Source organism: Anaerolineales bacterium (genome assembly GCA_037382465.1).
GTDB lineage: Bacteria > Chloroflexota > Anaerolineae > Anaerolineales > E44-bin32 > WVZH01.
The window spans coordinates 1-20,881 of sequence record JARRPX010000048.1 but is presented as its reverse complement, the minus strand read 5'-3'; the positions used below and the strand labels follow the sequence as shown (position 1 = coordinate 20,881).

The window sequence follows — 20,881 nt, the reverse complement described above, 5'->3', positions numbered from 1 at the left end:
GGAGGCAACGCCTCGCGTCGTGGGCGATCCCACGGAAGCGGCGCTGGTCGTCGCGGCCGCAAAAGCCGGCGCGGATCGCGACAAACTGGAAAGGGCGTACCCGCGCATCGAAGAAATTCCCTTCGACTCGACACGCAAGCGCATGACCACGGTTCATCGAATTCAGGAACCACGCCCGGATGACGCCAGCCCGTTCTACGACGATAAATTACAGGAATGGGAAGTCGCGGCGATCAAAGGCGCTCCCGATGTGGTGCTCGATCTATGTACGCAATATCAAAACATTGACGATCAATCCGTGCCGTTGACCGACGAGAAGCGGGCCCGCATCCTGCAGGCGAACGAAACCATGGCACAGCAAGCGCTGCGGGTTTTAGCAGTGGCCTACCGGGTAGAACAGGACGTGGCGGTCGATGCTACACCGGAAGAGGTGGAGCGCGATTTTATCTTCGTGGGGCTGATGGGTATGATCGATCCGCCGCGTATGGAAGTGCGCCCCGCAATTCAGAAAGCACGCCGGGCGGGAATTCGTACCGTGATGATCACCGGGGATTATCCCGACACGGCGCGCGCGATTGCGGAAGAGATCGAGTTGATGCAGCCCGGTCATCGGGTTCTAACCGGAGCCGATCTGAACCAGCTCGACGATGCGGGTCTCCAACGAGAGGTTCTGGATGTCGACGTGTACGCACGCGTCTCCCCGGAGCACAAAGTGCGCATCGTGGATGCGCTCAAGCACAACGACGAAATCGCCGCGATGACCGGTGATGGAGTCAACGACGCGCCGGCCTTGAAACGCGCCGACATCGGTGTGGCCATGGGCATCACCGGCACAGACGTGGCCAAGGAGACGGCCGATATGGTGTTGACCGACGACAACTACGCCAGCATCGTGGCCGCCGTCGAGCAGGGACGCGTTATCTACGCCAACATCCGAAAGTTCGTTTTCTACCTGCTCTCGTGCAACCTGGCCGAGATCGTCGTCATTTTCAGCGCCGTGCTGGCCGGGCTGCCGTCGCCATTAACACCCATCCAACTACTCTGGCTCAATCTCATCACCGACGGCGCTCCGGCGTTGGCCCTGGGGGTGGAAAAAGGAGACCCCGACACGATGACGCGCCCACCGCGCCCTCCGACCGAGTCGATCATCAATCGCGAGATGCGCATTCGTATCGCCATTCAGACGGTGGCGATCGCCTCAGTGACACTGCTGGCATACCTGCTGGGCCTGCGTATCCAATCCGAAGGTTCGATGCTTGCCGACACCATGGCATTCGTGACCCTTTCGGCGTCCGAACTGCTGCGTGCGATGACGGCGAGATCAGATAGGTATCCGCTGCTGCGCATCGGCTTCTTCAGCAATAAGTCGATGTTCGTCGCTGTGTTTTCGTCACTGCTCATGCTGCTGATCGTGATCTACGTACCATTCTTGCAGACCGCTTTCAACACGGTGGCGCTCGAATGGGAGCATTGGCGGACGATTCTTCCTCTTCTCGTGGTGCCAGCCATCGTAGCCGAACTGACGAAGGTCTTCTTCAATCGGTCGCAGCGTAAAATGAAGAGGCAGCCCGTCTAAAAGTTCCTTTATGGTGAAAACAGGTAATGGCGGTTAAATCGATGGAATCCGATAAAACATTGCTGCATCGATTCCCACTTCGTATGCGCTACTTACGCGTGACGCTCTTTTTTACCGGTATGATATTGAGCATTTTCCTGTGGGATATCCTGCTGCGTCACCTGGGATTACGCAGCATGGCAAGACGCACAGCGGAGCGCCGCTATAAACGCCACGCTCGACGTTTCCGAATCCTCGCCACCCGCCTGGGAGGATTGTGGATCAAGGTGGGCCAATTCCTCTCCACCCGATTGGATGTACTCCCCGATGCCGTGACGGACGAACTCGCCGGTCTGCAGGATGAGGTTCCCTCGGAATCCTTCGATGCCATGCGAGGCAAAATCGAATCATCCTTCGGCCGGCCGCTGGAAGAATGCTTTCAATGGGTCGAAGCGCAGCCCCTTGCCTCGGCTTCCCTGGGTCAGGTTCACCGCGCGCGCCTGCCGGCGGGGGACGAAGTCGTCGTAAAAGTGCAGCGCCCCGGCATACGCAGCTTGATCAAGATCGACATGGACGCACTGCAGACCATCGTCCGCTGGATCAAACGCTATCCTCCCATCAGCCGCCGAGCGGATCTGGACGCCATCTTCGCTGAATTCAGTCAAACGGTGTGGCAGGAAGTCGATTACGTTGCCGAGGCCGAAAATGCGCGCCGCTTTGCTGAGATGTTCGCCGGCGACGCGAACGTCCGCATCCCGAAAGTGTACGCTCAGCAATCGACGAAGGAAGTCCTGGTGCTGGAAGATGTCTACTTCATCAAGATCACCGATTATGCGGCAATCGAAGAAGCCGGCGTGGAACTGGAGCAGGTCGCCAGGCGCTTGCTGCACACTTACTTCCATCAGATCTTCGACGAAAACTTCTTCCACGCCGATCCCCATCCCGGAAATCTGTTCGTCGAACCGCTCGACGAGGGAAAATGGCGTCTGGTCTTCGTCGACTTCGGCATGGTCGGCCGGATCACGCCGGAAGCAAAAGCGGGGCTGCGCGACGCCTTGATCGCCATCGGGACCGGCAACGTAGACCGCATGATGCAAGCCTACCAACGCCTCGGCGTTCTACTGCCAAGTGCAGACATCGACCGCATTCGCGAGATCATCCAGACGCACCCACAGGAAATGCGTGAGATCGCACACGAGTATCGCGATGTACTTTACGAAATGCCTTTTCAGGTGCCGTCCGATTTGTTGTTTCTCGGACGCTGCATCAGCATCTTGATGGGCATGTGCGTGGGACTCGATCCGGACTTTAATTTTTTCGAGAATCTGCGTCCATTTGCGGAGGGACTATTGACCGAAGAAACGGGTGATTGGATCAACGAATTGATACCGGCCGTAATGGAACAAATCCGCGCCCTGGCCGTTCTACCGGCCAGGATGGAAGCTGCTTTATCCAAGATCGAGCGCGGCGAGGTGAGGGTCACGGCCAAATTCGAGCCGGAAGTGGAAAACCAGATCCGCCGCCTGGCGAAGGCCACCAACCGCATCGTGGGATCTGTTGTCTTCGCCGCGCTGTTGTTGACCGGGAGCATCTTCTACATCAACGGTGAACACACGCTCGGCGGTGTATGCTTCGGGCTCGGCGGATTCGCACTGCTGTTGACCGTGCGCGGCTGAAGCGCCGGGCTGCAAGGGGGATCATGAGCACACGTCGCACCAGATTGCGCACGCCACGAGTCGTCGATCTGCTGCGGGAATCCAATTACCGGGCGGTTTCGCACGCCTTCGATCGAACTACATCTCCGTTTTCATACCGACGCGGCATCGACCAGGATTGTTTAGTATACTCTTGTCCGAATCGCGACAGGTCAACAAGCTTGCGAGAGAAAGAGGAGATGCATTTTGAGCGATTTGATCAATCTCGAACCTTGGTGGCGCTTCGCCGTGGCGCTGTTGATCGGCGCACTCATCGGCCTGGAACGCGAGTTCGTCCAGCAGAAAATGGGCGAAGAGGACTTCGCAGGAATCCGCACGTTTTCGCTCATGTCGTTGCTTGGGGCGATCGGCGCCTACCTGGTTGAAGACTTCGGGATCTTACCTTTTCTCGCAGCCTACATCGGCATTATCTTGCTGGTATGGGCCAGCTACATGGGTGAGATCGTTCGCAAGCATGAGGAGGGTATTACAACCGAGGTCGCGGCCCTCATCGCGCCGCTGCTGGGCGCCATGGTGGTCTGGGACGAATTCGAGATCGCCTCCGCGTTGGGAGTCATAACGGCGTTGGTGCTGGCCATCAAACCTGCCATGCGCAAGTTGACGAGCCGCATGAGCGCCAAAGACCTGCGTGCGATCCTGGAATTTTTACTGATCACTGCCGTCGTACTGCCGCTGCTGCCCAATCGCAATTTTGGGCCCTTCAACGTCGTCAATCCGTATCAAATCTGGCTGTTGGTCATCCTTGTCTCGGGCATCGGCTTCTTCGGCTACGTGCTGATCAAGATGCTCGGCGCCGAACAAGGTATCGGAGTCACCGGCATTCTGGGCGGCCTGGTGAGCAGCACAGCGACGACCGTCAGTTTCTCCGGCAGGAGTAAAGGCAATCCGGAACTTTCCTCGATATTGGCACAGGGCATCCTGTTGACCTCGAGCGTGATGTTCCCTCGCATAATGATCGAGGTGGCGATCGTTTACACTCCGCTGCTGCATGTAATCGCTATCCCCATGGTTGCGATGCTGTGCGCCAGTTTGGGTTTGGTGTTCTTCCTCCGGCGTCGACGAAACACCCTTAATGCGGAGGAACGAAAACCGGTCGAGGTCTCGAACCCCCTGCGCCTACCGACGGCGATCACTTTTGCCCTGGCGTTTGTCGTAATCCTGATCGTCGTGCAGTGGGCGAACGAGGCGTTCGGGGAAACCGGGGTGTACGTTGCCAGTGCGATCAGCGGGGTGACGGACGTAGACGCGATCACGCTCAGTGTATCAGAGTTGGCCTCGAACAGTCAGATGGAATCCCAGGTAGCGGGGTTTGCGGTCGTGTTGGCCGCCCTGGTCAACACCGTTGCAAAGGCGGTGATGGCCTGGACCCTGGGATCCACAGAATTACGCAGAACGATCGTACGTGCCTTCGGAATCGTAGTGCTGACCGGGCTCGTGAGCAGTTTGATTATCTTCGTCAGCGCGTAGCGATCCGATTCGGGAGCGGCGCAAATTCAGGTTTTGCGTTCCGACCCGGCTCGAGCCGATTTACGCTTTTTCTCTTGCATCCATGCGCTCGATGGCGTGATCGATCAACGATCGGGCCGCCATCAGGAATTCGCGCCTTGCCGCACGGCGGTGCTCGATAAATTCGGGCGGTAGAAGCGTTTTCCACGCTTCGCGCATTTCCTTGCGTGCCGAGCGGAGATGTTCGCGCGTGGCCTCTGGCGGACAGCACCGCTGCTTTTCATCTGCTGAGGATTTCGACTCTTCTGCCATACGATCCTCCCGGAAATCATCCCTATGAGTCCATTATACCCATTTGGCGCGCGTCAAACGAGTGCGGAGAGAAAAAAACTGGCATCCAGATGATGATCTATCCGGTTCAACAACTGCTGGGGACGCGTTTAAGCCACATGTCGATGAATTTTCGATCCCACTATGTAATTATGCTCTCGTTGATGTACACTCTTGGGTGAGCTTCGGGGGAAAATTGCACATGGTTTCCAATTTGACGGGAAGAGGGGCTGCTGCATTGTTCGGGAATAAAAATCGTTATCGGTCGGGGACGTTATTGGTTATCCTCGGCATTCTTTTGCTAACGGCCTGCACCGAGGAAATCGAACCCCGTTCGGTTGAAATCGAGGACAAGCAGGATTTCATCGAGGCGCTGCAGGATGCCGGGGCTGACTTGCGAGAGACGGCGGCACCAGGGAATTTCGACCTGGGCGTTCCGGCGGAAGTCTTTCAAATCGATTCGGCGGTGATATACGTCTACGAGTACGAGAGCCAGGAAGCGCGGACCGCGATCTCCGCGAGTATTGCCGTCGACGGGAGCGGCATCGATGCACGGCCTTTTCCGTGGCCGGATCGGGTAAATATCTGGGCGACCGGACGTTTGATCGTGGCCTACCCCGGCACGGACGGCGGGACGATCGTGTTTCTCAACGGACTGATCGGTGATCCGCTCACGCAGCCGTCGTCACCCGTCGACGAGCCATTTCCCCCCGCTGTGACCGCGGCAGTCGGCTTTCTCGCAGAGCACATGGACGTGATTCCCGGAGACGTGGAAGTCATCGAATTCATTCCCGCTTCCTGGCCGGATTCCTGCCTGGGTTTGCCTGACGAGGGGGAAACGTGCGAGCAAGTCGCGACGCCCGGCTGGAAGATCTTGATGCGCCTCGGCGCAGAAGAGTTCGAGGTCCACAGCGACCAGATCGGCGAGCACATGCGATTGAAAAGAAGACCGGAATGAGGAGCGGTTCCTCCAGCCTCTGATTCGGAAATTGCAAAGGACTCACGATGACCGACGAAACCAACAACAAGACCAAGACAACTGTAATTCAACGATTGCCGCGCAACGTGTGGGTCATGACCGCCACAAGCTTTCTAAACGATGTGTCCTCCGAGATGCTGCTCAACCTGATGCCGCTCTTCCTTTTCAACGTACTGGGGGTGCGCACCTCCATCGTGGGCGTGATCGAGGGAATTGCAGAAGCGACGGCCAGTTTGCTCAAGGCGTACTCCGGCTGGCTGTCGGACCGGCTGGGAGAGCGGAAACGCCTTGCGGTGTTGGGTTACGCGTTATCGACCTGTGCCAAGCCGTTCTTGTATTTCGCCAATCGTTGGCCGTGGGTGTTGGGTGTGCGATTCGCGGATCGTGTGGGAAAAGGGGTTCGAACCGCACCGCGCGACGCATTGGTCGCCGACAGCATCGATGAGCGGCAGCGCGGCCTGGCTTTTGGGCTGCATCGCGCCGGAGACACCGCAGGAGCAGTGTTGGGATTGGCTATTGCACTGTTAATCGTGATTCTGACGCAGGGAAATCAAAGTCAACTTTCCCGATCTACCTTCCAGTTGGTGGTGCTGATCAGCCTGATCCCCGCCGTTTTGGCGGTCCTGGTGATTGGATTCGGGGCCCGGGATATAAAGCGCTCGCAGAAAAACTCGTCGGCCAGAGACGAAGCGAAGAAGCAATCCCCGCGCATCCGACTCCACGATTTCGACCGCCGCTTCCGTATCTTTCTGCTGGTGATCGTGATCTTCACGCTGGGAAATTCATCGGACGCCTTCCTGGTCTTGCGCGCCCAGAACGCCGGTTTATCCGTCAGTGCGGTGCTGGGCGTCATGATCCTGTTCAACTTTGTTTATGCGCTGATCTCCACGCCCGCGGGTGCACTTTCGGATCGCATCGGACGACGAAAGTTGTTGATCGGAGGGTGGATTTTCTACGCCCTGGTCTATCTGGGCTTCGCTCGCTCGAGCACCAACTTACACATCTGGATTTTGATGGCCGCATATGGGGTTTACTACGGCTTGACGGAGGGCGTCGGAAGGGCATTCGTGGCCGACCTGGTTTCGTTCGAGCAGCGCGGCACCGCCTACGGAGTTTACAACGCCGCCATCGGCCTGATGGCCTTCCCGGCGAGCCTCATCGCCGGCATCTTGTGGCAGGGCATCGGGCAGTGGAACGGATTCGGAGCGGGCGCACCTTTCCTGTTTGGTGCGATTCTGGCGCTGCTGGCCGCCGGTATGCTGGCCTTGCTGTTAAAAGAGGCCGGTAAAAAAGAATAGAAGAGGAGATTCTGACCCCCACGTACAACTTGTCCACCAATTCCCCGTATAGATAATATACAGACCCTGATGCCGTACGACGGGCTCGTGTTAAAATGCGCTGCTTGTCGACAGATGAAAACCGGCTCAAACGGGCGTCGCCAGGCGTATAAAACAGGAAGTTCTTTTCTCGGCAGGTGATGTGCGGGCCAACTTTGGCAATACATCGTCGGTTGTCGTTCCAGGCAACTGACATCGAACCCCATGATGGATGTCAGCGTTGCGTCAAGGAAAGCCTGCGGGGAAATATTACAATGCACCCGTATCTGCAGGTGAGAAAAGCCGTTTTCGTTTGTGGGTGACGCCATTCAGAAGGCCGGTAGGCTGGTCCACCGATTGTTGGAAATTGAGATTCCGTTCACCGACCTGGATACACAGAAGCCGCAGACTTCCCATATAGTTGGTTTGCGAGAACATGACACTGGAGTGCAAGCGTAATGAGTAAACCGAACATCGTGGTGGTAGGAGCGGGCATCGGTGGAATCACCACGGCGGCCCGCCTGGCGCAGGCGGGTTGCCGGGTCACGGGAGTTGAAAAATGCGATCGTGTGGGTGGGCGCTGTGGAATGATCGAAAGAGATGGTCACCGCTTCGACACCGGCCCCACGCTGTATCTCATACCAAAACTCTACGAGGATGCCTTCGCGGCATTGGGTGAGCGTATCGAAGATCATCTGGACTTGCGGCGCATCGATCCCAGCTACCAGATCCACTTTGGAGACGGGTCGAAACTGACACCGACTTCCGATTTGGTGGACATGCGAAATCAATTGGAGGCGATCGAGCCGGGGAGCTTCGCCGGATTCTTGCGCTACTTGTCCGAAGCATATGCCCATCACAACCAATCCCAAAAATATCTGGTCAGGCGCAACTTCACCAGCTGGCGGTCCTTTCTGACACCCCGCAATCTATACTTGCTGCTGAGGCTGCGGGCGTTGAGGCGGCATCAGACGTACATCGGCCGCTACTTCAAGGACCCACGCCTGAAGCTCGCTTTCACGTTTCAAAATTTATACATGGGCCTGGACCCCTACGAAGCACCGGCGATCTTCTCCTTGCTGCAGTACACCGAATTTGCCGAGGGCGTCTGGTATCCCATGGGCGGCATGAACGCCGTTGTCGAGGCGCTGCACAAGATCGCCGAAACGCACGGGGTTAACTTCATGCTCAACACACCCGTTGAGAGGATCGAAGTCAACTGCCGCAGTGCGACCGGTGTAACACTGGCCGGAGGCAGGCAGCTTCCGGCGGACATCGTCATCGCCAACGCAGATCTGCCCTACGTCTACAGCCATCTCTTGCCGGATCGAAAACTTGGAGAACGTCTCGAGAACCGTGAACACGGCTGTTCGGGGCTACTCTTTTTCTGGGGCGTGGATAAGCGCTACCCGCAGCTCGGTTTGCACAATCTCTTTATCGCCGAGGACATTCGCAGCGGCTTTGAAGCCATGTTCGCACCCGGTACGGTTCCCGAGAATCCACATTTTTACGTTCACGCACCCGCGTACACCGATCCGTCCATAGCGCCGGAGGGACAAGAATCTTTATCCGTGGCGCTGCCCCTGGCGCACCTGAGCGACGACGCGCCGCTCGACTGGGAGATCGTCGCCGAGAAAATGCGCTCAGCCGTGCTGCAGCGACTGGCTGGAGTAGGGATCGAAGACCTGGAAGCGCATATCAAATTCGAGAAGTTGTTGACGCCCAAGGATTGGCGCACCCAGCTCAATCTCACCAAAGGGTCGACGCACGGTTTGAGCCACGATCTTTTCCAGATGGGCTACATGCGCCCACACAACAAACACGACGAATACAACAATCTCTATTTCGTTGGCGCCAGCACCCATCCGGGAACCGGCATGCCCACTGTCCTCGTGTCGGCAGACCTGGTCGTCAGGCGCATCGCTGATGAGCACAACATCGCCGCGGCAATACAAGCAGGTTAGGGCCAGTACCAACTTCGTTCAGGTTTCTAGCCGGTATCGCACGACATTGAGGAAAATCGGGAAAGGAAGGTCACGTTGGTTGACACCGCACAGCTCGCACATTCGATAACGCGGAAAAGCAGCAAACAATCCTATTACACGGCATGCTTTCTGGCGGACAAAACCCTGGCGGACGACTGTCTGAAGGCCTATGCCTATTTTCGTTGGGCCGATGACGTTGTCGATGAGTTCTCCTCGTCCCAATCCGAGCGAATGGCGTTCGTTGCTCGACAGAAGCAATTGATCACAGATCTCTACGGCATGCGGCTGGTGGACGGATTGTCGCCGGAAGAAGCGATGATTGCGGATCTCATCCAGAACGACAAGCGCGAAAACAGCGGGTTGAAATCTTTCATTCACAATTTCTTTGCCATCATCGAGTTCGACGCACTACGGAAAGGGCGGACGATCTCGGAGGAAGAACTCAAATGGTACGCCTCACGGCTGGGAACCGCCGTGACGGACGCCATCCAGCATTTCGTCTGCAACGAACACGCCTATCCGGATGGGGAGAATCGATATCTCGCAGCGACTGCCGCACACATCACCCACATGCTGCGCGACATGCGCTCCGATATCTCCGAGGGATATATCAACATTCCCACCGAATACATCGACGATCACGACTTGAATCTCGAGGATGTAGGCAATCCGGCCTTTCGAGCCTGGGTGCGAAACCGGGTCGAGCTGGCGCGGGTGTATTTCTCCAAAGGAAAGCAGTATCTGGATCAGCTATCGGTCCTGCGCTGTAAGATTGCGGGCTATTGGTACTGCGCACGCTTCGAGACGATCCTGGACATCATCGAGCGCGATGATTACGTGCTGCGTGCGGACTACGGCCAGCGGCGAAGCTTCATCAATTGGCTTAAAATCGCCGGAGTGGCGGTCAGCGTCACAATCAGACACGCGCTTTCGAACATCCATAGACGATCCGAAGTATGCACTTGTGGAAAGAATTTTCGGCAAAGGGAAGTGCTCTAAAGAATGCGGCTCCGGCGCTGCGCGAGGTTACAGATCGGTCAACACTTCCCGCGCGGCAAAATCGCTACACGTGCCACATTCGCCACACGTTAAGCGATATCCAGCAGCATCTCACCGAGACAACCAGCCGGGAAATTACCGATTCATTCACTAATGTGCTTCGAAAATCTTCTCTCCGGCGCGTATGGGCACGTTCAATCGATTTTCGGCAGGCGTAATGGGACAAGACCAATGCGGGCCGTAGGCACAGTATGGGTTGTAGGCCATGTTGAAATCGATATGGAAACGCCCATCCGCCTGAGGCTCCGGCTCCAGGTAGCGCCCGGCCGGGTAGGTTTCCTCTCCAGCCAAAGAATCGACGAAGGGCAGGAAGTACCCGCTTTGATTGACGTAGATGGTCAACGACGCAGATTCGCCGTCGACTTCGAACGTGAAGCGGCCAAAGCGTTCATATTGCTGCACGTCACCCGTATTGGTCTGGATTTGAATCTCATCTCCTTTGGGGAAACTTTCAATATCTACATCGAGGTTGAGCGCCTCGTTCTCCGGAAAGTACAGCAACCCGCTGAACGAAGCCTTTTGATCCGCAGTCAGCGGGCTGTGCGGACTGGTGAGGAAGAATTCGTCCTTTTCTTTGCGAAAGGTTTGCAGCTCTGACATCGTCACTCCTCTCGTATATTTTGATGCCGAACGAAACCCGAATCTTACTTCACCCGCCGGCGGTATTCATTTCGAGCTTCGTTTTTCTTCGTGGCGTCTGCCATGATTCATATCGAGTATACAACCCGGATGGGATACACTTGGGATGGAAAATGCTCCGAGGCGGACCAAATTGATCGTACTATCCTTTCGGCAAATCGAGATCATCGTTCAGGCGAAACAAGCGGGGGATCCGCGGGTTGTGGTTTCACCCGATCTCGGCTTATCGACGGTCGAGGTGCGAATCGAGCCAGAGGGCATCCATTTTCCCTCCGGCCGGATGTTAAGTTGGCAGGATGCGGACAAGATCTTGAAATCGAAGATGGGCTGCTTTCAACTGCTTGAAGACGGGGTGCAAAAAATCCAGGCATTCTCCCAAACCACCGGGCGCGCCGTCAGCCTGATGCCGACCGCGGGGGCACCTACGATGCTGCTGGCCGGTTTTCCCATGCACCGCATCAAGGACGTCGATCCCTTGCAGGACACGCGACTGAAGATCGGGGCATTGAACCCCAGGGGCGGACTGGCGCTCGACACGGCCACGGGCTTGGGCTACACGGCCATCGCACTCGCCAGGCGCGTCGATCGCGTCGTCAGCATCGAACTCGATCCCGCCGTCGTGGATGTGGCGCGGCGCAATCCGTGGTCCCGCGAATTGTTCCACGATCCGAAGATCGAGCGCAGGATCGAGGACGCATACGAGGCGATCGAGCAATTCGAGTCATCTTCCTTCGACTGGCTCCTTCACGATCCGCCCACCTTCAGACTGGCGGGAGATCTGTATTCCCGAGATTTCTACCGGGAGATGCTGCGCGTATTGAAATCCGGGGGGAAGATTTTCCATTACGTGGGTGATCTGGCCAGCCGCTCGGGTCGCAGCGTGGGGGGCGGTGTAGTTCAGCGATTAAGGGAGGCGGGATTCATCCGGGTGAAGCGCCGCTTCGATGCCTTCGGAGTTGTCGCAAGCAAAGGAGGGTGAACGACATGCCGGTGGCGCACACCGCAGCAGAATTGACACTCGGAAAGTAATTTCCAACGAGTCTCCAACATCTTGTTAATACTCCTCTTGTGAAAATCGAGTATCATTTCAGCGTGAGGACATTTGAAATTGTGAGGTGAAATTCATGTCGAAGATCATAGGCATTGACCTAGGAACAACGAACAGCGTCGTTTCCGTGATGGAGGGCGGCGATCCTACAGTGATCACCACCGCCGAGGGCGGTCGACTCTGTCCTTCCGTCGTGGCCTTCACGAGCAACGGTGAACGGCTGGTGGGACAGACCGCGAAACGCCAGGCGGTTGTCAACTCGGAGAACACCGTATACTCGATCAAGCGCTTTATGGGCCGGCGATATGACGAAGTCGAAACCGAACGCAAGATGGTTTCCTATGAGGTCGTCAAAGGTCCGTCGGACGACGTGCGCGTGAAGATCCCGGCCGCCGGCCGAGACTACACACCGCAAGAAATTTCGGCCATGATCCTGGCCAAGCTCAAGAACGATGCGGAAGCATACCTGGGAGAAAAAGTAACCAAAGCCGTCATCACGGTTCCGGCATACTTCAACGATTCCCAGCGTCAGGCCACCAAGGACGCAGGCAAGATCGCCGGTTTGGAAGTGATGCGCATCATCAACGAACCGACTGCGGCCGCATTGGCCTACGGTATGGACAAGAAAGGCAACGAAACCATCCTGGTCTTCGACCTGGGTGGCGGCACGTTCGACGTCAGTCTGTTGGACGTCGGTGACGGCGTCGTCGAGGTGCGCGCGACCAACGGCGACATGCACCTGGGCGGCGACGATTGGGATCATCGCATTCTCAACTACATCTCTGATGAATTCAAGAAGGAACAGGGCATCGACCTGCGCGAAGACCGTCAGGCTCTTCAACGTCTGCGCGAGGCTGCCGAAAAAGCCAAGATCGAACTCTCCACCGTGACGGAAGCGGAAGTCAACCTGCCCTTCATCACGGCAGACGCTTCTGGTCCGAAACACCTGCAAGTGAAGATCACGCGTGCCAAATTCGAGCAGTTGAGTGAGGATTTGGTCGAACGCGTCAAGAAGCCGTTCCAAGCCGTCTTGAAGGACGTGGGCATCCAGGCGGACAAGGTCGATGAGGTGATCCTTGTCGGCGGCGCAACCCGCATGCCCATGATTCAGGAATTGGTGAAATCCCTGACGAGCAGGGACCCGCATAAAGGCGTCAACCCCGACGAGGTGGTTTCGGTAGGTGCAGCCATCCAGGGAGGCGTGCTGGCGGGTGAGGTCAAGGATGTATTGCTGCTCGACGTCACTCCTCTATCTCTGGGAATCGAGACCCTCGGCGGCGTGATGACCACGTTGATCGACAGAAATACCACGATCCCCATCGAGAAGAAAGAGGTGTTCTCCACGGCGGACGACAACCAAACGGCGGTAGACATTCACGTTCTGCAAGGGGAACGTCCGATGGCGAACGACAACATGACCCTGGGACGCTTCCGGCTGGACGGTATCCCGCCGGCCCCGCGCGGCATCCCGCAGATCGAAGTCGGTTTCGACATCGATGCCAACGGCATCCTCAACGTGACGGCGAAGGACAAAGCCACCGGCAAGCAGCAAAAAGTCACCATTACGGCGTCGACCAACCTCGACGATAACGACGTCGAACGAATGGTGGACGAAGCCAAGAAACACACCGCCGAAGATGAGAAGCGGCGCGAAATGGCAGAAGCCCGCAACGCAGGCGACACCATGGCTTATCAGGCCGAGAAGGCCTTGAAGGAACTGGGCGACAAAGTCCCCGCAGGCGATCGGGAGAGCATCGAAGCGAAGATCAAGGAACTGCATGACGCGCTGCAGGGCGACGACATGGCTAAGATCAAGAAGTTGACCGAAGAAGTTCAACAAGCGAGCTACGCCCTGAGCCAACAACTCTACGCACAACAGGGAGGCCCTTCTACGGGTGGAGCGGCTCCGGACGGCGGCGGACCGGAAGAAGAGGGTGACGTTGTCGAAGGTGAATTCCGCGAAGCCTAACCTTTATCCCGGACGAAATACACCGCTCGTCTTAATAGACGAGCGGTTTTTTCGTAGCTTCGCGCGCCATCTTCCAGATATCCCATCCACCGCGGGCGCACAGATCGTAGGTTGGACGTAGCGCGGATCGCTTGAAGTCAGCCAACGCCCGTTCTATAATTTCCTCATCTTGTGAAGCTCGAAGATCACGGTTCTGCCAGGAGGAAACAACAGTGGCTCTTCCCAAATTTGCGTATTTCGAAGGTAAACTCGTGCCTTATTCGGAAGCGAAAGTGGGCATCATGACCCATGCGCTGCACTACGGAACGGCGGCATTCGCGGGGATTCGGGCGTATTGGAACGACGACCAGAAGCAGCTTTTCGTCTTCCGTCCTATCGATCACTTCATACGCTTGTTGAATTCAGCGAAACTCCTGGTCGCGAAAATCGATAAAACGCCCGAAGAGCTGCGCGACATCGTGCTCGACCTTTTACGGAAGGAGGAACACCGCCAGGATGTGTACATCCGGCCGCTGATCTACAAGGCGGAGGAGGTTGTCGGCGTCAAACTGCACGACATCCGCGACGATCTCTGTATCTACTCGGTTCCCTTCGGCCGCTATGTCGAGAAAGACGAAGGCGCACACGTTACCTTCTCATCCTGGCGCCGTATCGATGACAACGCCATACCGGCCAGAGGCAAGATCAGCGGCGCTTACGTCAATTCGGCACTGGTAAAGACCGATGCCTTGCGCTCCGGTTTCGACGAAGCGCTCGTTTTAACCAACGAAGGCCACGTCTCGGAGGGCAGTGCGGAAAACGTGTTCATGGTTCGAGACGGCGTGCTGATCACACCGCCGGTTACGGAAAACATCCTCGAAGGCATCACCCGGCGTTCGATCATGCTCCTGGCGCGCGAAGAATTGGGCGTCGAAGTAATCGAGCGCCCGATCGACCGCACAGAAGTCTACCTCTGCGACGAATTTTTCATGACGGGCACGGCCGCGCAGGTCACTGCCATCACCCTGGTCGATCACCATCCGATCGCGGACGGCAAGATGGGGCCGATCACGGCCAAGCTTAAAGCGCTCTACGCCGACGTCGTGCATGGCAAAGTCGAGAAATACCGCCACTGGAACGAGCCGGTCTACCGCTGACGAATCGAATTTGAAAACGCCCGAGAGGCGGGATTTTCTCGCTCGAACGATCCGCGTTCGTGGAAAAGATCCTGCCAGTTCGTCAACGGTATACATAGGAATTCCACGCTAAAAAGACGATGATTTTCATACCGAATCGAAAACTCGGCCTGACCCTGGGAATAACGTTCTTGCTGCTCCTTCTGGCGGCCACGGTGCTGGGCATCGTCCAACTCGCCCGGGCCACGATGTCTGCGTGGATCATCCTCTGGGTCCTGCTGCCGGTCATCGGTGTGCCCTTGTCCTTTCTGGTAAGCTACCGCATCTACGGCCTCTTGTCTGCGCGTTACCGGCTGGACCGGGAAGGTTTTTACCTGACGTGGGGGTTCGCGTACGAACAGATTCCCATCGCTGAAATTCGCGGCGTCGAATTGGCCTCTGTCAAATACGAGAATCTCAACCCCGAAATCGGTTTTCGCTGGCCGGGTTGTGTCGTCGGGCATCTCGACGCGGAGAATGGTGCTCCGATCGAGTTCTTCGCCACGCGCAATTCGGAAGGGATTGTTTTGCTCACCACCGACGCGCGGGTTTTCGCCATATCCCCACCCAATCCGCAGGAATTCCAGAAACACTTCGTCGACACGGTGAGGCTGGGATCTCTGGAAGCGATCCCGGCCGTCTCCCAACGGCCGGATTTTATATTCGCGCGCATGTGGAGCGACGTCCGATCGCGTTTCCTGGTGCTCAGCGGAATCGCAGCCTCCCTTCTACTCTTCGGTTATTTAGCGCTGCGCGCCGGAATGCTGCCCGCAAGCGTGCCTTTCGGATTCGATGCACTCGGCAATCCCGATCCGTACGCGCCGCCGGGGCGCCTGCTTCTCCTGCCGATGATCGGAGTCTTCTGCTGGTTCCTGGACCTGCTCACAGGCACCTGGTTCTACCGTCGCGACGAAGATCGTCCCCTGGCATACGCAATTTGGGGAACGGCGATCATCGTTGGCGGGCTGCTGTGGGGCGCGACTTTGCATCTGCTGGCCGCGATTTGACGGGCTGAAGTTTTCCACACATACGCCGGGCTTTTCCACAAGAAACCAGTAGTTATCCACAGATTTTACGCAGAAGATGTTGATTCTCGTCCCGTATGGGATAGACGACGCGCTATCGACTCAATGGTCGAGGCGGATGATCTTGCGCTTCAGCGCGGCGGTTACCGCAGCTGTGCGGTCGCTGACCCCCAATTTGGTGAAGATGTGGACAAAGTGAGATTTAACCGTCGCCTCGGTAATGTGCAGCGTGTCCGCAATTTCCCGGTTCGAGTTTCCTTTTGCTGCCAGATCCAGCACCTCGATCTCGCGCAGGCTTAACGAATCCATCGCGGATCGAGCCAGCCGGCGAGTTATCTTATCCGCCACGCTTGGTGCAAGGACCACCTCGCCCTGCGCCGCACTGCGCACGGCACGAAAAAGCGATTCGGGCGGTGCGTCCTTGAGGAGATAGCCCGTGGCGCCGGCTTCGATGGCGGGTACGATATCCGCATCGCTGTCGTAAGTGGTGAGCACCAAGATATTGATTTCAGGCTGCAGCGCAAGGATGTTCTGTATGGCAGTCAGGCCGTCCATCACGGGCATTTGCAGATCCATCAAGATAACGTCCGGCTTGTGAGAGACAGACAACGTCGAAGCCTCCTCGCCGTTTTCAGCTTCGGCGACGATTTCAAAATCCGGTTGGGAGGCCAGAAGCGCACGCAGTCCGCTGCGGACAACGGGATGGTCGTCGGCGATGACGATCCGAACGGTCATGTCACCTCCGCCAGGGGTATCGATACGGCGACTTTCATGCCCCTGCCCGGTTCGCTCTCGATGTTCAGCTCACCACCGAGCTCCTGCGCACGTTCACGCATGGACTTGAAACCAAAGCCGCGCCGCTCCTGTGGATGACGAAAACCCCGGCCGTCGTCTGCCACATCCAATGCGAGGGCATCGGACATATAGGAGAGCGTGATGTTGACGTTCTTTGCGCAGGCGTGTTTCTGAATGTTGTGCAACGCTTCACGGGAGATGCGCAGTAATGCGGTGTTGATGGAAGGGTCAATCGGTCTGGGGGTCCCCGTGACGGTTATCGCCACATTGATGCCGTTCTCAACCGACCAGCGCGCCACCAACTCTTCGAGGCTTTCGACCAGCGAAGCGTTTTCGAGTTGCTCTGGGCGCATCCCCCAGATCATACGGCGTGCTTCATCGAGCCCATCACGCGCAACCCGCTCAGCCTGCTGCACACGGACCCGTGCCGCATCCGGATCACCTAAACCCGCCGCGGACAAATGCATGATAATCGAAGTGAATTGCTGCGTGAGTGTGTCATGGATCTCACGCGCCAGGCGTTGACGCTCAGCCAGCTCCCCCGCCTCGCGCTCCATTTTCAGCAGACTAGCACGGGCCTTCGTGAATTCATCCAGAAGGCGCTGACGTTCCAAACTCTGATTAACCAGCGCGGAAATAAACAACCCGATCAGGATCGCGGCCGCCAGAATCCCGAATGCGATCAAAAGGGTGATGAGCCAATGCTCCGGGTTGTAGAGAAGCAGGAAAAGCGCAGACAAACCTAACGTCTGCGTAAAAGCCACGGCAACCGCCCAGCGGATGGGAAAACGGCTGAAAATCATGGGGTAGAACATCGCCGCCAGCATCAAGGAACGCTCGTTCAAGGCAAGCAGACCTGTCCACAATGCCCAACCAAGAAGAAAATACAGCACCCCGCGCCCGGGAAAATTCCACCAACGCGTGATGGGCACGGCGACAAACGGCAAGTACCAGATTGCCAGCAGCGCTGAAAGGCCGAGAAAGAGCCAGATAGGCTCGGTGGGGAAATCGCCAGCCAGATCGAATGCCGCATTCAGCCCCAGAAACGCGTAGGCACACACGTGCCACACCCAATCCCACTGCTCCCACACGTCGCGCTTCGGTTCCGACTGACGATTGTCCATTTGCGTATGATAAATCCATGACCTCTGGGCTCCCAAAGAATCCAGAGGTCAGTCGGTTTCAATCGACCGGATGGATATCTACATGCCTGCTGCCATGAAGATCATCATCGTGGCAAACGGCTCGCTGATGAGCACGGCCAGACTGTGCCCCAAAATCACGGGCGTAAGACTCCGTTTCCCCCACAGGAACAATCCGCCGAGCAAGAGACCATAAACCACGCTGAACACGAATGAAATGATGTTGAATCCCCAAATCGTATGATACAGGGCGAAAACCAGGGCGGATGCCAGGACCTGCGCCCATTGCGGAACATCGATACGCCGCATTTGATTCATCAGGAAACCGCGCGTGACGAAGTCTTCAAGCAAGGCGCCCCCAGCCGCGAGCAAAGCAGCCACCACGCGCAAAACGCTGATCTGGGCGATGTTGGCGTCGGGGTCGAATTGGAAAATGCCGGTGAGGAAAAATACACCCCATACCAAACCCAACACCAAACCGGCGATGTTCGCTGCCGTACGGGAGGGAGCGCCGAGCCCCAGCGAACGCAGTAACTCGCGCAAAGGCGTTCCACCGCTCATACGCAGCATCACAGCGATGATGATACAAAAGCCGATCCCAAAAGAGGTCAGCAGTACGAGGACCGACGTCTCGATGGATAGATGCTGCTGCAGCAGCGAAGGGATTGGACCGAAATTCGGTCCGATGAGTAGAAGCAAAAGAATGATCACGATCGCCAGACGACGCAATACAGTGGATTTTTCCATTACCGGGCTGTTCATCTTTCCTCCTGGAACCAATAAGATGAGGAAAGTGTAAAACCCCGGTTCCTGCGCGTCATCCTGCGATCGATGGATTTTAGCTTACACCAGAAGTTGGATAGGAAAATTATAAATGTGTACTCGAGGCGTCACTTTTCCACGCTGTCCGAAGTTCGATTATCCAGCTCCCAGCGCTGAATTGCATTTTTCAGCCAATCGAAGCGCGTGCCGTCGGGCCGTCTCTGCTGCTCGAACGCCAGCAGCCGCTCAACGACCGACTTGTCACCGCCCACTTTCTGCAGAAGATCGTCGTACAAGACGGCCTGATCGATCGCGCTTCCGAAGACTTCGTCTATGCGGTACGGCTTGCGCAATATTCTGTGCACAAAGTCGTCAAGTTTACGAAACAAACCGACACCGGATTCCCTGGCGTCGTCGATCCGATCCCGCTCCGCGGTTTCCCCGGCAATATCCGGCTCGTAGATATTCACACCGCAGTTGGGACAGCGGGTCAATTGATAGTGAAAATAGGCACCGCAGCGAGCACACTCCAACTCATCGTCATCGGGTTGACGGTCGAGGCTAAAGGGCATGATTCAGACCCTCTTTACAGAACAGCGGATCAGACGACCGGATCGGGCTGCGGCGCCATCGCGCCCATGGGTGTGATGGCGCGCAGGAAGCCCACGAACATCAAAACGGCCCCCAGCAATTCACTCAGGTACAACGCACCGCTCAGTCCCATGCGGCTGAACGTCCCGCCGAATGCTGGCAGCATCGCGCCGACGGCGATGAGGATGTTGCCGATGGTCCGGTGCAGCAGCACACGCTTTCGCCAGAAAATCCACGCCGACCAGGCCGCACCGCCCACCAATGTCAACGTGCCGTATATGTTGAAGAAAGGCGTCAGCGTTCGCACGCCCGGCGTGATGATGGCGTGACCGCTCATTTCACTGCCGGTATGCAAGCTCGTCGTCATCAGCGTTGGGTCAAGTTCTGCGCCAAAGACACGTATCAATCCGTACAGCGAGCCGAGAGCGAGCACGACCATTAAGCCATTCGCCCAATTTCGCTTCGCCAGCAAGTAGACGGTGCCCTGCCCCAACCAGGCAGCCACCAGGATTGCGCCAAACAGATACCACATACGGAAAATCAAATCATTCCAACCGAAAGCGCCGTAATATCCCTCGCAGAACCCACCGATACCGTAGAAGATCATACCGATGCCCCAGAGCAGTAGATGCGGACCTCGCCGGGCTGTGTAGCGCTTGAGTATAAGAAATGCGAAGATAAAACTGATGATGCTGGAAGTAAACGGTAATACAGTATTCATTACATTCATCTCTTATTTCTCCTCCCAATGTGGATGAATCAATCCGGCCTTTCTCAATTTTGATCTATTTTCTCGGGAAGAGGTATTAACATTCGATTAAGACCATTCTTCCACTTCCGTCGAATCCAGCGACATTATCTGGAAAGGATCAAATCGACTCCTATTATGTGCATATGTACAAATCAAAAAAAGGTCGAATGGAATGACGGAGGCGGGCAATTTCGTATCCAACACATCTCGGCCAGGGTATCAGCGCAGGGCAACCCGACTTGCATCGCTCGAGTGCGATTCAGTTCAATTTAGCGTAGTGAAAATAGCGAATCAGTATCCAATTTATATGCGAGCAGACGACTCAGATTTACACACACAAGCACTTCTTGGAGAAAGAAACGAGGCCAATTCATCTGACATTACACTCTGGAAAACCCCCAACTGTATCAGCGAATTCACGAATACTCTCAAGTCCTGCCTCGGCACCTTCTTTATAAAGGTCCGTATATACGCTTGTCGTATCGTTCTCCGCTACTAGTGCCACATTTTGGTACCACGTAAATGCACACCCATAATTTCCTCCCAAGCTGTACGTAGAGGCGAGTAAATACACGTTGTAGGTCGAGTGTTCTAGCTGAACCAAATCATGATAGTAGACA

At 56.4% G+C, this 20,881-nt stretch carries 19 protein-coding genes; 11 read left to right on the top strand and 8 right to left on the bottom strand.

Features of this window, described 5'->3' with window-relative positions:
- The 3 genes from P8Z34_12270 to P8Z34_12260 form a co-directional block, all read left to right on the top strand.
- A partial coding sequence (locus P8Z34_12270; GenBank protein MEJ2551448.1) for a cation-translocating P-type ATPase occupies positions 1 to 1,576 on the top strand: 1,576 nt, incomplete at its 5' end.
- A gap of 41 nt (positions 1,577 to 1,617) precedes the next feature.
- Positions 1,618 to 3,231: an AarF/UbiB family protein gene (locus P8Z34_12265; protein MEJ2551447.1), complete on the top strand. Its 1,614-nt coding sequence runs from the start codon at positions 1,618 to 1,620 to the stop codon at positions 3,229 to 3,231.
- Between the two features lie 225 nt (positions 3,232 to 3,456).
- Positions 3,457 to 4,737, top strand: a complete 1,281-nt coding sequence (locus P8Z34_12260; protein MEJ2551446.1) for an MgtC/SapB family protein — start codon at positions 3,457 to 3,459, stop codon at positions 4,735 to 4,737.
- 60 nt (positions 4,738 to 4,797) lie between these two features.
- Here the strand turns inward: P8Z34_12260 and P8Z34_12255 are convergent, their stop codons facing one another.
- Positions 4,798 to 5,028 (bottom strand): hypothetical protein, encoded by a 231-nt coding sequence (locus P8Z34_12255; protein ID MEJ2551445.1) that lies wholly within the window; start codon positions 5,026 to 5,028, stop codon positions 4,798 to 4,800.
- A 220-nt stretch (positions 5,029 to 5,248) separates the two neighbouring features.
- On the opposite strand from P8Z34_12255, the gene P8Z34_12250 reads away from it, so the two are divergent.
- From P8Z34_12250 to P8Z34_12235, 4 genes are all read left to right on the top strand, one after another.
- The gene (locus tag P8Z34_12250) at positions 5,249 to 6,004 is read left to right on the top strand and encodes a hypothetical protein (GenBank protein MEJ2551444.1); all 756 of its coding nucleotides are present in this window, start codon (positions 5,249 to 5,251) and stop codon (positions 6,002 to 6,004) included.
- Between the two features lie 47 nt (positions 6,005 to 6,051).
- Positions 6,052 to 7,323 carry an MFS transporter gene (locus P8Z34_12245; protein MEJ2551443.1) on the top strand — a complete coding sequence of 424 codons (1,272 nt, stop codon included), beginning with the start codon at positions 6,052 to 6,054 and terminating at the stop codon, positions 7,321 to 7,323.
- Between the two features lie 476 nt (positions 7,324 to 7,799).
- Entirely contained in the window at positions 7,800 to 9,305 is a 1,506-nt protein-coding gene (gene crtI, locus P8Z34_12240) for a phytoene desaturase family protein (GenBank protein ID MEJ2551442.1), read from the top strand.
- 75 nt (positions 9,306 to 9,380) lie between these two features.
- Positions 9,381 to 10,325 carry a squalene/phytoene synthase family protein gene (locus tag P8Z34_12235; GenBank protein MEJ2551441.1) on the top strand — a complete coding sequence of 315 codons (945 nt, stop codon included), beginning with the start codon at positions 9,381 to 9,383 and terminating at the stop codon, positions 10,323 to 10,325.
- Positions 10,326 to 10,475: 150 nt separating this feature from the next.
- Here P8Z34_12235 and P8Z34_12230 read toward each other — a convergent pair whose 3' ends face one another.
- A complete protein-coding gene (locus P8Z34_12230) occupies positions 10,476 to 10,985 on the bottom strand; it encodes a DUF1684 domain-containing protein (GenBank protein ID MEJ2551440.1) in 510 nt (169 codons plus the stop codon).
- Positions 10,986 to 11,130: 145 nt separating this feature from the next.
- On the opposite strand from P8Z34_12230, the gene P8Z34_12225 reads away from it, so the two are divergent.
- From P8Z34_12225 to P8Z34_12210, 4 genes are all read left to right on the top strand, one after another.
- On the top strand, positions 11,131 to 12,003 hold the full coding sequence (locus P8Z34_12225) for a methyltransferase domain-containing protein (protein MEJ2551439.1): 873 nt from the start codon (positions 11,131 to 11,133) through the stop codon (positions 12,001 to 12,003).
- 145 nt (positions 12,004 to 12,148) lie between these two features.
- Positions 12,149 to 14,041 carry a molecular chaperone DnaK gene (dnaK, locus tag P8Z34_12220; GenBank protein ID MEJ2551438.1) on the top strand — a complete coding sequence of 631 codons (1,893 nt, stop codon included), beginning with the start codon at positions 12,149 to 12,151 and terminating at the stop codon, positions 14,039 to 14,041.
- Between the two features lie 212 nt (positions 14,042 to 14,253).
- Complete coding sequence (locus P8Z34_12215) at positions 14,254 to 15,177, top strand: branched-chain amino acid transaminase (GenBank protein ID MEJ2551437.1); 924 nt, start codon at positions 14,254 to 14,256, stop codon at positions 15,175 to 15,177.
- 119 nt (positions 15,178 to 15,296) lie between these two features.
- Entirely contained in the window at positions 15,297 to 16,202 is a 906-nt protein-coding gene (locus P8Z34_12210) for a PH domain-containing protein (protein MEJ2551436.1), read from the top strand.
- Positions 16,203 to 16,322: 120 nt separating this feature from the next.
- On the opposite strand, the gene P8Z34_12205 is transcribed toward P8Z34_12210, so the two are convergent.
- The 6 genes from P8Z34_12205 to P8Z34_12180 all read right to left on the bottom strand — a co-directional run.
- Positions 16,323 to 16,955: a response regulator transcription factor gene (locus tag P8Z34_12205; protein MEJ2551435.1), complete on the bottom strand. Its 633-nt coding sequence runs from the start codon at positions 16,953 to 16,955 to the stop codon at positions 16,323 to 16,325.
- Entirely contained in the window at positions 16,952 to 18,139 is a 1,188-nt protein-coding gene (locus tag P8Z34_12200) for a sensor histidine kinase (GenBank protein MEJ2551434.1), read from the bottom strand. Before P8Z34_12200 ends, P8Z34_12205 begins: the two co-directional genes overlap by 4 nt.
- A gap of 78 nt (positions 18,140 to 18,217) precedes the next feature.
- Positions 18,218 to 18,919, bottom strand: coding sequence for a CPBP family glutamic-type intramembrane protease (locus tag P8Z34_12195; GenBank protein ID MEJ2551433.1), 702 nt, complete (start codon positions 18,917 to 18,919; stop codon positions 18,218 to 18,220).
- A gap of 128 nt (positions 18,920 to 19,047) precedes the next feature.
- Entirely contained in the window at positions 19,048 to 19,491 is a 444-nt protein-coding gene (locus P8Z34_12190; GenBank protein ID MEJ2551432.1) for a hypothetical protein, read from the bottom strand.
- A 29-nt stretch (positions 19,492 to 19,520) separates the two neighbouring features.
- Positions 19,521 to 20,231, bottom strand: a complete 711-nt coding sequence (locus P8Z34_12185) for a hypothetical protein (protein ID MEJ2551431.1) — start codon at positions 20,229 to 20,231, stop codon at positions 19,521 to 19,523.
- 400 nt (positions 20,232 to 20,631) lie between these two features.
- Positions 20,632 to 20,881: hypothetical protein (locus P8Z34_12180; GenBank protein ID MEJ2551430.1), on the bottom strand; the 250-nt coding region annotated here is incomplete at its 5' end.

What these genes read in the sequence shown, in the direction of transcription:
- P8Z34_12265 (MEJ2551447.1), top strand. Translation starts at nt 1,618, where the DNA reads ATGGAATCCGATAAAACATTGCTGCATCGATTCCCACTTCGTATGCGC.
- P8Z34_12255 (MEJ2551445.1), bottom strand. Translation starts at nt 5,028, where the DNA reads ATGGCAGAAGAGTCGAAATCCTCAGCAGATGAAAAGCAGCGGTGCTGT.
- P8Z34_12250 (MEJ2551444.1), top strand. Translation starts at nt 5,249, where the DNA reads ATGGTTTCCAATTTGACGGGAAGAGGGGCTGCTGCATTGTTCGGGAAT.
- P8Z34_12245 (MEJ2551443.1), top strand. Translation starts at nt 6,052, where the DNA reads ATGACCGACGAAACCAACAACAAGACCAAGACAACTGTAATTCAACGA.
- crtI (MEJ2551442.1), top strand. Translation starts at nt 7,800, where the DNA reads ATGAGTAAACCGAACATCGTGGTGGTAGGAGCGGGCATCGGTGGAATC.
- P8Z34_12230 (MEJ2551440.1), bottom strand. Translation starts at nt 10,985, where the DNA reads ATGTCAGAGCTGCAAACCTTTCGCAAAGAAAAGGACGAATTCTTCCTC.
- P8Z34_12225 (MEJ2551439.1), top strand. Translation starts at nt 11,131, where the DNA reads ATGGAAAATGCTCCGAGGCGGACCAAATTGATCGTACTATCCTTTCGG.
- dnaK (MEJ2551438.1), top strand. Translation starts at nt 12,149, where the DNA reads ATGTCGAAGATCATAGGCATTGACCTAGGAACAACGAACAGCGTCGTT.
- P8Z34_12210 (MEJ2551436.1), top strand. Translation starts at nt 15,297, where the DNA reads ATGATTTTCATACCGAATCGAAAACTCGGCCTGACCCTGGGAATAACG.
- P8Z34_12205 (MEJ2551435.1), bottom strand. Translation starts at nt 16,955, where the DNA reads ATGACCGTTCGGATCGTCATCGCCGACGACCATCCCGTTGTCCGCAGC.
- P8Z34_12200 (MEJ2551434.1), bottom strand. Translation starts at nt 18,139, where the DNA reads ATGGACAATCGTCAGTCGGAACCGAAGCGCGACGTGTGGGAGCAGTGG.
- P8Z34_12195 (MEJ2551433.1), bottom strand. Translation starts at nt 18,919, where the DNA reads ATGAACAGCCCGGTAATGGAAAAATCCACTGTATTGCGTCGTCTGGCG.
- P8Z34_12190 (MEJ2551432.1), bottom strand. Translation starts at nt 19,491, where the DNA reads ATGCCCTTTAGCCTCGACCGTCAACCCGATGACGATGAGTTGGAGTGT.
- P8Z34_12185 (MEJ2551431.1), bottom strand. Translation starts at nt 20,231, where the DNA reads ATGAATACTGTATTACCGTTTACTTCCAGCATCATCAGTTTTATCTTC.